The 11,743-nt window shown below is 38.8% G+C and carries 9 protein-coding genes and 1 pseudogene; 8 read left to right on the forward strand and 2 right to left on the reverse strand.

The window, feature by feature from the left end:
* The 3 genes and pseudogenes from EZ444_RS27520 to EZ444_RS26165 all read left to right on the forward strand — a co-directional run.
* Positions 1-217: pseudogene (locus EZ444_RS27520) on the forward strand (hypothetical protein); the annotation flags it as partial.
* Between the two features lie 231 nt (positions 218-448).
* Positions 449-943 (forward strand): FKBP-type peptidyl-prolyl cis-trans isomerase, encoded by a 495-nt coding sequence (locus EZ444_RS26160; RefSeq protein WP_131612861.1) that lies wholly within the window; start codon positions 449-451, stop codon positions 941-943.
* A complete protein-coding gene (locus EZ444_RS26165) occupies positions 940-1,839 on the forward strand; it encodes an FKBP-type peptidyl-prolyl cis-trans isomerase (RefSeq protein WP_131612862.1) in 900 nt (299 codons plus the stop codon). The genes EZ444_RS26160 and EZ444_RS26165 overlap by 4 nt, the downstream gene beginning before the upstream one ends.
* A 4-nt stretch (positions 1,840-1,843) precedes the next feature.
* Here the strand turns inward: EZ444_RS26165 and EZ444_RS26170 are convergent, their stop codons facing one another.
* Both EZ444_RS26170 and EZ444_RS26175 read right to left on the reverse strand, forming a co-directional pair.
* Positions 1,844-3,148 (reverse strand): cryptochrome/photolyase family protein, encoded by a 1,305-nt coding sequence (locus tag EZ444_RS26170; protein ID WP_131612863.1) that lies wholly within the window; start codon positions 3,146-3,148, stop codon positions 1,844-1,846.
* An 8-nt stretch (positions 3,149-3,156) separates the two neighbouring features.
* Entirely contained in the window at positions 3,157-4,065 is a 909-nt protein-coding gene (locus EZ444_RS26175) for a TIGR01777 family oxidoreductase (protein WP_131612864.1), read from the reverse strand.
* A 255-nt stretch (positions 4,066-4,320) separates the two neighbouring features.
* Here EZ444_RS26175 and EZ444_RS26180 point away from each other — a divergent pair, with 255 nt between their 5' ends.
* From EZ444_RS26180 to EZ444_RS26200, 5 genes are all read left to right on the forward strand, one after another.
* Entirely contained in the window at positions 4,321-5,613 is a 1,293-nt protein-coding gene (locus tag EZ444_RS26180) for a DASH family cryptochrome (RefSeq protein ID WP_131612865.1), read from the forward strand.
* Positions 5,614-5,698: 85 nt separating this feature from the next.
* Positions 5,699-6,577, forward strand: a complete 879-nt coding sequence (locus EZ444_RS26185) for a MerR family transcriptional regulator (protein WP_225874861.1) — start codon at positions 5,699-5,701, stop codon at positions 6,575-6,577.
* 65 nt (positions 6,578-6,642) lie between these two features.
* Entirely contained in the window at positions 6,643-9,438 is a 2,796-nt protein-coding gene (locus EZ444_RS26190; RefSeq protein ID WP_131612867.1) for a 2-oxoglutarate dehydrogenase E1 component, read from the forward strand.
* 21 nt (positions 9,439-9,459) lie between these two features.
* Entirely contained in the window at positions 9,460-10,683 is a 1,224-nt protein-coding gene (gene odhB, locus EZ444_RS26195) for a 2-oxoglutarate dehydrogenase complex dihydrolipoyllysine-residue succinyltransferase (RefSeq protein WP_131612868.1), read from the forward strand.
* Positions 10,684-10,798: 115 nt separating this feature from the next.
* Positions 10,799-11,689 (forward strand): hypothetical protein, encoded by an 891-nt coding sequence (locus EZ444_RS26200; RefSeq protein WP_131612869.1) that lies wholly within the window; start codon positions 10,799-10,801, stop codon positions 11,687-11,689.
* Positions 11,690-11,743: the final 54 nt, after the last annotated feature.

Here is an 11,743-nt window from a genome sequence, read left to right on the forward strand (position 1 = left end):
GATATGGTGTGCGTTTATATCTGATTTACTGGTCAAACTGATTCAAGTGCAGCTTAAAAGAAAATGGTCTTTCTCGAACCTTAGTTCAATTATAAGACTACATCTGATGAGTTACATTAATCTTTTCACTTTTTTAAACGACCCAGATAAGTTACCTGTAGCACTTAAAACTAATCAGCTTAGCTTTGGGGGCTTTGAAATCAATTTTAAAATATAAAAGCGGCCTAATGATTTATTAAGCCGCTTTTTTTGTGTTTTATCATTTTCTCCGGACAACAGTGAATTTATTTCAGGATCTCTCAAGAGAAAGGCCTTACAGGTGCGTGGTCCTGAAATAAATTCAGGATGACGGCAAGATTGCGACCGAGTGCATGATAAGGAGCAATGAAAATTGTTAAAATTGGTTAAAAATTGTGCCATCGGTAATAAAAGACTATTTTTGTGAATTATGTTAAAAACCAGTGTCTTGTTGGGGCTTTTTTTGTTAGCGGTAGCTTTTGTTGCCTGCAAAAAGGAAGTGCCTTATGATCAAGCAGGAGAGCTGGCAATTGACGACGAAATGATTGTCAAATATATGGCTGATAGTAATGTTAAAACGCTTACCAAACATAGTTCAGGTTTGTATTATAACATCATCAGACCGGGGACCGGAACTGAAGTTCTAAACACAGATACCGTTTATGGCAATTATACTTTAAAAATTTTAAGAGACTCCTTGCCATTGGCCAAAAGCCTGGATAGTACGTTTAAGTTCATGCTCCCTGGTTATATAGAGGGCTGGAAAACTGGCGTGAGCTTAATAAAAGTAGGCGGTTCAATCCGAATGGTTATTCCATCTGCTTTGGGTTATCAGCAAAGAGTCGTAACATCACCTAATATTCCACCGAATTCAATATTAGATATTACTTTATCAATAGTTTCTATAAATAAAAACCCCAAATGATTAAAAAGTTATCATTATATGCCTTTGCCTTGTTAGGCTGTTTAGTTCTATTCAATTCATGTAATAAGGAGTACGAATCTATTGAAGTTATAGATACGCGTGCAATTGAGGATTACATTGCTAAAAATAACCTTGTTGGGGTTAAAGATACATTGGGCTATTATTATCAGATCATCACCCCAGGTGATGGTGCTGCTGTTGCCAATACAGACTCTGTATATTATACTTATGATTTTAAACGCGCAAATGGCGTTTCGATAATTAAAAACGGTGATTACCAGATTCCTGGAACATTTTTAGGTTATACAGACAGGTTTAGCTTTAAGACCATCCCAGGCGTTAGGCTTACCTTAGCTAAACTAAAAAAAGGTGGTACTGCGAGAATTATTATCCCTTCGAGTATGGCATTTGGTAAAAATGGGAATACTGCTTTAGGGGTGGAGTCGAATGAGATCATTATAATTGAGCTGTCTTTGCCTAAGCTTGATCATCAGTACCAAGTAGATAATTTTCTAATCAATAAATTTGTTACGGCTAATAGTTTGGTAACAGTGAAACCGCCTAGTAGGATTCAATATATTGTTTCAAGTGTGGGTACGGGCGCAGACATCTTACCTACATCGAAAATAAAGGCAAAATATACTGGGCGATTACTGAATGGAACTGTGTTTGATTCTTCTGCTGATGGTGTTGAGTTTAACCTTGATGAGGTAATTCAAGGTTGGACATTGGGCATCCCAGGAAATATAAAAGTAGGCGGAAAGATTAGATTGTTGATTCCTTCTGATTTAGCTTATGGTAAATCTGCTCAAACTGATGGGATTGGAAATACTACTATTCCTGCGAACTCTTGTCTTGATTTCGATATTGAAGTGGTAAGTATTACGGCTCCATAAAGTATTATATAGCTAAAGCGGTTTTAAATACTTTTAATACCCTTTCTCTTGCAAAAGCATGTTCAACTATAGGTTTGACATGCTTTTGTTGTTTTAGCTCGGGTACCCAGTAGTTAATGTACTCGTTGTTGGGATCGAATTTTTTAGCTTGTAGCTCAGGATTAAACACCCTAAAGTAAGGTGCGGCATCGTTTCCACATCCACAAGCCCATTGCCAGCCACCAATATTGCTAGCTTGATCATAATCCAATAGTTTTTCCGCAAAATAGGCTTCACCCCAACGCCAGTCTATTAAAAGATGTTTGGTTAAAAAACTAGCCACTACCATTCTTACCCGATTGTGCATATACCCTGTGTTATTAAGTTGGCGCATTCCTGCATCGACTAGAGGATATCCGGTATTGCCTTTGCACCAGTGATCAAAATCGACTTCATTATTGACCCACTGTATATTGTCGTATGCTGGTTTGAAGGATTGTTGAACAGTATGTGGGAAGTGCCAGAGGATCATCATGTAGAAATCTCGCCAGGCCAATTCGGATAACCATTTTTCTGCGCCCTGCATTAACGCTTGTTGTGCAGCTTTGCGTATGCTTATGGTTCCAAAACGGAGATGTAGGCCAATATGTGTGGTTGCGTCTCGGGCTGGGTAATCTCTATGGTCTTCATAAGCCTGTAGCTTTGTTTCAAAATCTTTGGTTGGAAATGTTTGTAGAGCACGCGTAAAACCTAATTGTTGGAGAGATGGGTTATGTTCTATTTGTATAGGAAGTAAGCGCTGGATGTATTTTTCTACCGGATATGCTTTACTGTAAAAGGGCTGTAGTTTTTGTCGCCATTGACGGAAGTATGGGGTAAATACGGTATAAGGTTTTCCATCTGCTTTACAGACTTCGTTTTTTTCAAAGATGACGTGGTCTTTAAACGTTTTGAATGGAATGTTTTTGCTAGTCAGGTATTCTGCAATTGCATTATCCCTTTTGCTGGCATAAGGTTCATAATCGTGATTGCAGTAAACTTCTTTAACGGTGTAGGTATCTAGGATTTCATTCCATGCTTGTTCTGGCGTTCCGTGTTTTATCAGTATGGAGGAATTAAATTGGCTTAATTCTGATTGGAGTTGCTGAAGTGTGTCGTAAATAAAGGTTATCCGCGCATCGTCCTTATTGGGTAGTTTAGAAAGTATGTTTATGTCGAATACAAACAGTAGTAAAACAGGGTAATTCCCCTTTAAAGCGTGATATAATGCTGCGTTGTCTGCTATTCTTAAATCCCTACGTAACCAACAGATGCTTATTTCTTTCTTCATGAAGTCATTTATCTGCCGTAAATATCCGATAAGGCATCGATAAGTTGGGTGTACTTAAATTTAAAATCGGCTGATAATAGTTTTTGGGCAGAAGTATTGGAGCTGATGAATACAACTTCACTCATTTCTCCGAGGACCAATTTGAGTACTTTTTCAGGTACATGAAAAGGCCATACCGGTCGGGTTAATTTGCTGGCGATGGCTTTGGTTAGCGTGTCGTTGGTTACTGGGAATGGTGCGCAGGCATTGTATGCGCCAGCCATTAATGGGCTTTCTACGGCGTTTTTATACATCGATATGATGTCATCGAGGTGAATCCAGGGGATCCATTGCTTGCCCGTGCCTAAAGGTGCACCAAGGAAGAATTTAATTGGCTTTTCAAGGGATGCTAGTGCTCCTTCTCCTTTTGCCAATATAACGCCGGTTCTGAATTTTACGATTCTTAGCCCCAGGTATTTACCCTTGTCTACCGCATCTTCCCATTGCTTACAACATTGGGCCATAAACCCATAACCTGCCGGACTCTCTTCGGTAAGGATTTCATCCCCGCAATCGCCGTAATAACCAGCGGCAGAGGCAGATATAAAAGTGCCTACATCAGCATTGCTCTCTTTTATGGTTTTGTAAAGCAGTTGGGTGGATAATACCCTGCTATCAATGATTTGTTGTTTACGTTTGGCTGTCCAGCGCTGTTGTGCAATATTCTCGCCGGCCAAATGGATGACTGTATTTATGCCAGTCATGCAATCTGCATCAATGTGGCCACTGTAAACATCCCACAGAAATACTTTTACCCCTGGAATGTCTCTTAGTTTTCTGCTGAGAACAGACACGGTGTGTCCAGATTCTTGTAAGGCATTGATTAGTTTTTTACCTATCATTCCCGTTGCTCCGGTTATCAGAATTCGCTTGTTCATTTGAAGAGGGTTTTTAGGTTCGATGAATACAGTATCAGGAAATTAAAACAATTAGCGCCTTATTTAGGTATTGTTTGTTTGATACTTAAACTTATTGGTTATTATATAACTAAATGATCTGTGATTTGGTTTGTTAAATTATCTTTTTTTAGTAAATATTTTGTTCTGCTTATGTAAAGATTGCCGTAATATTAGTTTTAGGATAAAAAATGGCATATTTTTGAAATATATAGTATAGGTTTAGTCTTGAAATTAATGAGGAATAAGAAAATATTAGTTTGGTTTAGAAACGATCTCCGCTTACACGACAATGAAATGTTGGTTGAGGCAATCGCTAAATCTGACAGTATTTTACCCGTTTATTTCTTTGATCCACGTTACTTCGAAGATACCAGGTTCGGTACTGTTAAGACAGGTGCTTATAGAGCGCGGTTCTTAGTGGAGAGTGTATTGTCTTTAAGAAATACGTTACGTAAAATGGGTGGTGATATTTTATTGATTCATGGCAGACCAGAGGATCATATAAAAGATTTGGTTACGCAATTTGATATTGCAGAGGTGTACCATCACCGTGAAGTTGGACCAGAAGAGACTTTAATTTCTGATGATGTTGAAGATCTTTTGTGGGAGCTTAAAATCAACCTTAAACATTTTATAGGACATACCTTATATAATAAAGAAGATCTTCCTTTTCCAATAAAGGACATTCCTGATGTTTTTGCACAGTTTAAAAAGAAAACGGAAAGGGATGCAATTGTAAAATCATGCTTCTTGTCTCCAGAAGAGATCACGTTTGTTGAAAATGAGAACTGGGGGGAGTTACCATCCTTAATTGAGTTAGGTTTTGCTGAAAACGGTGGTAATTTCGGAGCAGCATATGCTATTGGAGGTGAAGATGCCGGTCTGGAACATTTAAAATCGTTGTTGGCGGAAGGCGCTGATATTTATCTGAAAACAAATGGTAAATCTACCGTTGATAAACCAGGTTTTTCTTCTCACTTATCGGTGTGGCTAACTTTAGGCTGCTTGTCGCCACGAAAGGTATATTGGCAGGTTAAAGATGCTGAACGTGAGTTTGGAAGCAATGGTAACTTTAACCAGATGTTATTGGGTTTGTTATGGCGTGATTATTTCAGGTTTATGTTTAAAAAACATGGCATTGCTTTTTTTCAGGAAAAGGGGCTGGAGAATGATATCATTGACGCGACTGCATCAATAGATCCTGCTTTGGAAAATTGGAAAATTGGTCATACTGGAAACCCAATTGTTGACAAGTACATGAAGGAGTTGAATGATACTGGGTTTATTCCACATCCGGGTAGATTGTTGGTTGCTACGTTTCTTATTCATGTATTAGGTGTCCACTGGACTTGTGGCGCGGCATATTTTGAAGAAAAGCTAATCGATTATGCTCCTGCCAGTAATTGGGGGAATTGGGCAAGCGTGGCAGGTGTAGATAAGGATACCAAGTCCAAAAATGGATTCGATCTAAGCAAGCAAATTAAAATTCTTGATATAGCTATTTCCGATAGCCCATCTTTTGCTTAACTGATAAAAGTTTTCTTTAACGTCAATAATTTTAACATATTTGTGTTTTAGACAAGCGTGTTCAAAATTTGTTGTTTTATTTGACGTGAGAAAGTATTCAATCAGTGATATAGAAAATTTTATTGGTATAAAAGCCCACACCATAAGAGTGTGGGAAGTACGGTACAATCTTGTGCCCCCAAAACGGACATCTACCAATATCAGATATTACGATGGAGAGGATTTAAAGATGTTGCTCAATATAGTCGCATTGAACGAGAACGGCTATAAAATTAGCAAGATCGCTAAACTGAGCCAGCAGCAAATATTTGAATTGGTTCGTGAGCTGAAAACAAACTGGGACAATGAAACGGTTCAGTTGTTGACTCTTTCAAGTGCAATGATAAACTATGATGAGTTTGCATTTTCAGAAATCTTAACGGGTTGTATTCAGGAAATGGGCTTAATCAAAACTATGGATGTGGTTTTGTTTCCTTTTGCGAAGCGCGTTGGGTTGTTGTGGCAGACCGGTAGTATAGATCCTTCGCAAGGATATTTTGCATCTAATCTGGTTAGAGATCGGATTGTGGTAGAGATTGATCGGGTTGAAAAACCTAAAGTAGCCAATCCTAAAAGGTTTTTGCTTTTTTTGCCTGAAAGGGAGATGCGGGAAACGGGTTTACTCTTTATCCGGTATTTGTTAAAGACATATGGACATGATGCACTTTATTTGGGCGCCGAAGTTCCTTATGTTGATCTAAAAAAAGCGATTAATTCTTATGAGCCGGATTATGCCTTTATTGTATTGACATCTTTACATCTTGGAAAAGATATCAATAAAGTTGTAGAGAAAGTGGCCGATCATGTTGATGTGCCTCTACTTGTTGCTGGCAGCCTAATCTCGGAATTTGAAATTCTCCCAAAGGATCGGTTGACCCCTTTAAAGAATGTTTGTGATGTGGTTGATTTTCTTAAAGAATTATAAAGAAAATTGCCTGTTTTATAAGGTAAAATCCTAATTTTGCATCACTTATAGCATACTTAAAAATAATGGATAATTTATCTTATCTCAGCGGCGCAAACGCCGAATACATAGAGTCCTTATATCAATCTTATAAAGAAGATGCAAATTCGGTTGAATTCGGCTGGCAGAAATTTTTTGAAGGTTTTGACTTTGGAAGAGATTCTTCGGGTACTTCTGTTAGTTCTGAAGCTCCAGAGCACTTTTTAAAGGAAATTAATGTGTTAAACATGATCAATGGTTACCGCCAGCGTGGTCATTTGTTTACGCATACTAACCCTGTAAGAGAAAGGCGTCAGCATTTACCGACATTGGATATTGAAAATTTTGGTTTAGCTAAATCTGATTTAGATATCGTTTTTAATGCAAGTGTTGAATTGGGTATTGGTGCTGCGAAATTAAGTGACATTGTTGCTTTCTTAAAGCAAACCTATTGCCGTTCTATAGGTGCAGAGTATAAATATGTACGTACGCCTGAAGTTCTTTCATGGATCGAGCATAAAATGGAAAGTGTGCGCAACACGCCAAGTTTCTCGATTGATGAAAAGAAAAGAATGCTGACGAAGTTGAATGAGGCGGTTTGTTTTGAGAATTTCTTAGGTACCAAATTTCTTGGTCAGAAAAGATTCTCATTGGAAGGTGCCGAAGCATTGATCCCGGCGCTAGATTCAGTAATTGAAAAAGGTGCTGCGGTTGGAATTGAAGAATTTGTAATTGGTATGGCGCACAGGGGACGTTTGAACGTTCTAGCCAATATCATGCAGAAATCATATAAAGATATTTTTGCTGAGTTTGAAGGTAAGGCTTATAGCGCGGATTCTCCATTTGGAGGTGACGTTAAATACCACCTTGGCTACTCAACAGATGTAACCACAAATGATGGTAAGAGTGTTCACTTGAGTCTTTGCCCGAACCCTTCTCACCTGGAAACAGTGAATGGAGTTGTTGAAGGAATGACCAGGTCTAAAATTGATTTTAAATATGGTGGGGATGATGCCCGTATTGCACCTATTTTAATCCATGGTGATGCTTCAGTTGCTGGACAAGGCATCGTTTATGAAGTGATTCAAATGGCTGGTTTGGATGGTTATAAAACAGGTGGTACGATTCACCTGATCATTAACAACCAGATTGGTTTTACCACAAACTTTAAAGATGCGCGTACCAGTACTTACTGTACGGATATTGCAAAAGTTACTTTGTCGCCCGTGTTCCATGTAAATGGGGATGATGTGGAGGCTTTGGTTTATGCGATTAATCTGGCTATGGAATATCGTCAGAAATATAAAAACGATGTATTCATTGATATTTTATGTTATCGCAGGTTTGGGCACAACGAATCTGATGAGCCTAAATTTACGCAACCATTGCTTTATAAAGCGATAGAGCAACATGCCAATTCAAGAGATATTTATATCGAACAATTGGTAAAAGAGGGGTCAATTGAAGCGAGTGTTGCCAAAGAAATGGAAAAATCATTCCGTGGATTTTTGCAGGAGCGTTTAAATGAGGCGAAATCAATTACCTCTACTTATCAGGATGTGAAGTTTGGTGGTGCGTGGTCTGATATGCGTATCGCTACACCTAAAGATTTTGAAAGCTCGCCAAGTACTGCTGTAAAGGAATCTACCTTATTGGAGATTGCTAAAAGAATAAGTGCTTTACCAGGTGATAAAAAGTTCTTCAAGAAAATTGAGAAACTTTTTGATGAGCGTAGTAAAATGGCGAATACCACTCATGTATTTGATTGGGCTATGGGTGAGCAACTGGCTTATGGTACTTTACTTGCAGAAGGTAAAAGAGTACGTTTAAGTGGACAGGATGTTAAACGTGGTACTTTCTCGCACCGTCATGCGGTATTGACTTTAGAAGATTCGGAAGAAGAATATACACCATTGGCAAATGTATCTGACCAACAGGCTCAGTTTGACATTTACAATTCACATTTGTCTGAGTACGGTGTTTTAGGTTTTGAATATGGGTATGCTATGGCCAACCCTAATGCTTTAACGATTTGGGAAGCTCAATTTGGTGACTTCTTTAACGGTGCACAAATTGTTGTGGATCAATATATCGCCAGTGCGGAAACAAAATGGCAACGTGAAAACGGATTGGTGATGTTATTACCTCATGGTTATGAAGGACAAGGTCCTGAGCACTCTTCTGCAAGGATTGAGCGTTTTATGGAGCTTTGTGCAGATTACAACATGCAGGTAACTAACTGTACTACTCCTGCAAACTTCTTCCATGCTTTACGTAGACAGTTTAAACGTGATTTTAGAAAACCTTTGGTGGTGTTTACGCCTAAGAGTTTATTACGCCATCCGATGTGTGTTTCGCCTTTGGTAGATTTTACAGATGGTAAATTCCAGGAAGTAATTGCGGATCCTAATTTAAAAGCTGCTGACGTTACAAGAGTATTGTTCTGTAGCGGTAAGATTTATTACGAGTTATTAGAGAAACAGCAAAAAGAGCAGATTAAGGATGTAGCTATTGTTCGCGTTGAACAATTGTATCCTACGCCATTAGAACAAATGGAAACTGTATATAGCAAATATAAAAATGCTAAAGAAGCACTATGGGTACAGGAAGAGCCTGAGAACATGGGTGCATGGCCATATTTGTTGCGTAGACTTAGAAAAACATCTTTCAATGATATCGAAGTAATCTCGAGAAAAGAAAGCAGCAGTACAGCTACTGGTTATGCAAAACAACATGCAGATCAGCAAGCATACATTTTGGCTAAAGCTTTTGAGATGACTGTTTCTGAAACGGATGAAAAAATAGCTAAGAAGTCTGTGAGTAAAGTATTTAATGTAGATTAGAAGAAAAATAATACAACTGTTATGAGTATAGAAATAAAAGTTCCGCCAGTAGGCGAGTCGATAACCGAAGTTGTTTTATCCCGTTGGGTGAAAAATGATGGCGATGTAGTGGAAATGGATGAGGTGATAGCAGAATTAGAGTCTGATAAAGCAACATTTGAATTAACTGCAGAGCAAGCCGGAACTTTAAGAACAGTAGCAGCTGAAGGTGATACTTTAGCGATTGGTGCTGTAGTTTGTAAAATTGAAGATGGTGGCGCTGCACCAAAAGCGGCGGCTACTCCTGCTGCTGAAAAACCAGCTGCTGCGGCTGATAAAGCTGCTGCTCCGGTAGCAGAAAGATCAGGCGAAAGCTATGCAACTGGTACTCCATCGCCTTCGGCGGGCAAAATTTTGGCTGAGAAAGGTGTTGATGCTGGTTCGGTTAAAGGAACCGGTGTTGATGGTAGAATTACCAAAGAGGACGCATTGAATGCGCAGAAGTCTGCACCAGCTGCAAAAGCTGAAGCACCTAAAGCTCCAGTTGCGGCTCCTGTTGCGGGTTCAAGAAACGAACGCAGAGAAAAAATGTCGCCATTGCGCAAAACTGTAGCAAAACGTTTGGTTACTGTTAAAAATGAAACAGCAATGTTAACCACATTTAATGAGGTGAACATGAAGCCAATCATGGATTTGCGTGGAAAATATAAAGATCAGTTTAAAGAGAAATTTGGTGTAGGCTTGGGATTCATGAGCTTCTTTACTAAAGCAGTATGTGAGGCGTTGAAAGATTTCCCTGCAGTAAATGCTCGTATTGATGGTGAGTCTGTTGTTTATAACGAATTTGCTGATATCTCTATCGCTGTTTCTGCACCTAAAGGTTTGGTAGTTCCGATTATCAGAAATGCAGAAAGCATGAGCCTTGCTCAAATTGAGAAAACAGTAGTTGAACTGGCTACAAAAGCACGTGATAGCAAATTGACGTTAGAGGAAATGACAGGTGGTACATTTACCATTACCAATGGTGGTGTTTTTGGATCAATGATGTCTACTCCAATCATCAATGCGCCTCAATCGGCTATTTTAGGAATGCACAATATCATTGAGCGTCCGATTGCTGAAAAAGGCGAGGTTGTTGTTCGTCCGATGATGTATTTGGCGTTATCTTACGACCACAGAATCATCGATGGTAGAGAGTCAGTAGGCTTCCTGGTAAGGGTTAAACAATTACTTGAAGATCCTGCAAGATTGTTATTAGGCGTTTAGTCTAAGATTGTAAATAAAAGGCCCGTATCAATTGCGGGTCTTTTTTTGGTTTACGCATTTCTATTTTTTTATTAAGCAAACCCGGTGGGTTGATTGCGATTCAATTATTTTCTACGTGAAAAAATATTATTTCTTTCTTTTTTTATTAATTTTTTCAAAAAAATTAAGCGCACAAATAAATAATACGACTGCTACACAAGGGCCAAAAATTGGCAAAAGTATCTTCGGTAATGAGCGGAAAAGAAACTTCTCAAGAAAAGGGGATTTCTTTGCGATGTGGGGATATAACCATTCCTGGTATAACAAAAGTGATATTAATTTTAAGGGACCGGGTTATGATTTTACACTTAGGGATGTGGTAGCACACGATAGGCAAACTAAATTGAGCTGGGCATATCTGGATCCAAAAAGGATCAGTATACCACAGTTTAATTTTCATTTTGGTTATTTTATCAAGGATAATTATAGTATATCTCTGGGCTGGGACCACATGAAATACGTGATGGATATTCCGCAAACGGTGAAGATTGATGGCCATATAGATCCTATGGTTTCTAATCCTGGCATTCCCACTGGTGGCTATGCTGGTGTATATAATGGGGAATCGCTAACGGTAGGGCCTGAAATGTTAAAATTTGAGCATACTGATGGTTTAAACTATGCTAGTGTGGAGCTGGAAAGATATGATGATATCTGGGTAGCACCTTCTCAACGTACTTCATTAACTATGGAGACCGGAATCGGGGCTGGTTTAGTTGTGCCAAGAACAGATGTTCGTTTTTTTCAGGTTGGAGAAAACAACTACTGGAATATTGCCGGTTATGGTATTTCTGCTAAGCTTGGTTTCAAGTTGTACATCACTAAAGGTCTTTACCTACAGAATAGTACAAAGGTTGGTCATATCGACCTGAGTAAGATCCGTACAACTGGAAGAAATGATGTTGATGGCGCAAGTCAGAAAATTCAATACATTCAGAATTATACAGTACTAGGTTTTCAGTTCTAGTATTGCATCTGCTGAAATAAAAGGGCTGTATCATAAATTCAGGATGACGACGGC

This window comes from Pedobacter hiemivivus (assembly GCF_004331685.1).
GTDB lineage: Bacteria > Bacteroidota > Bacteroidia > Sphingobacteriales > Sphingobacteriaceae > Pedobacter > Pedobacter hiemivivus.

What these genes read in the sequence shown, in the direction of transcription:
- EZ444_RS26180 (WP_131612865.1), top strand. Translation starts at nt 4,321, where the DNA reads ATGAGGAATAAGAAAATATTAGTTTGGTTTAGAAACGATCTCCGCTTA.
- EZ444_RS26190 (WP_131612867.1), top strand. Translation starts at nt 6,643, where the DNA reads ATGGATAATTTATCTTATCTCAGCGGCGCAAACGCCGAATACATAGAG.
- EZ444_RS26160 (WP_131612861.1), top strand. Translation starts at nt 449, where the DNA reads ATGTTAAAAACCAGTGTCTTGTTGGGGCTTTTTTTGTTAGCGGTAGCT.
- EZ444_RS26175 (WP_131612864.1), bottom strand. Translation starts at nt 4,065, where the DNA reads ATGAACAAGCGAATTCTGATAACCGGAGCAACGGGAATGATAGGTAAA.
- EZ444_RS26170 (WP_131612863.1), bottom strand. Translation starts at nt 3,148, where the DNA reads ATGAAGAAAGAAATAAGCATCTGTTGGTTACGTAGGGATTTAAGAATA.
- odhB (WP_131612868.1), top strand. Translation starts at nt 9,460, where the DNA reads ATGAGTATAGAAATAAAAGTTCCGCCAGTAGGCGAGTCGATAACCGAA.
- EZ444_RS26165 (WP_131612862.1), top strand. Translation starts at nt 940, where the DNA reads ATGATTAAAAAGTTATCATTATATGCCTTTGCCTTGTTAGGCTGTTTA.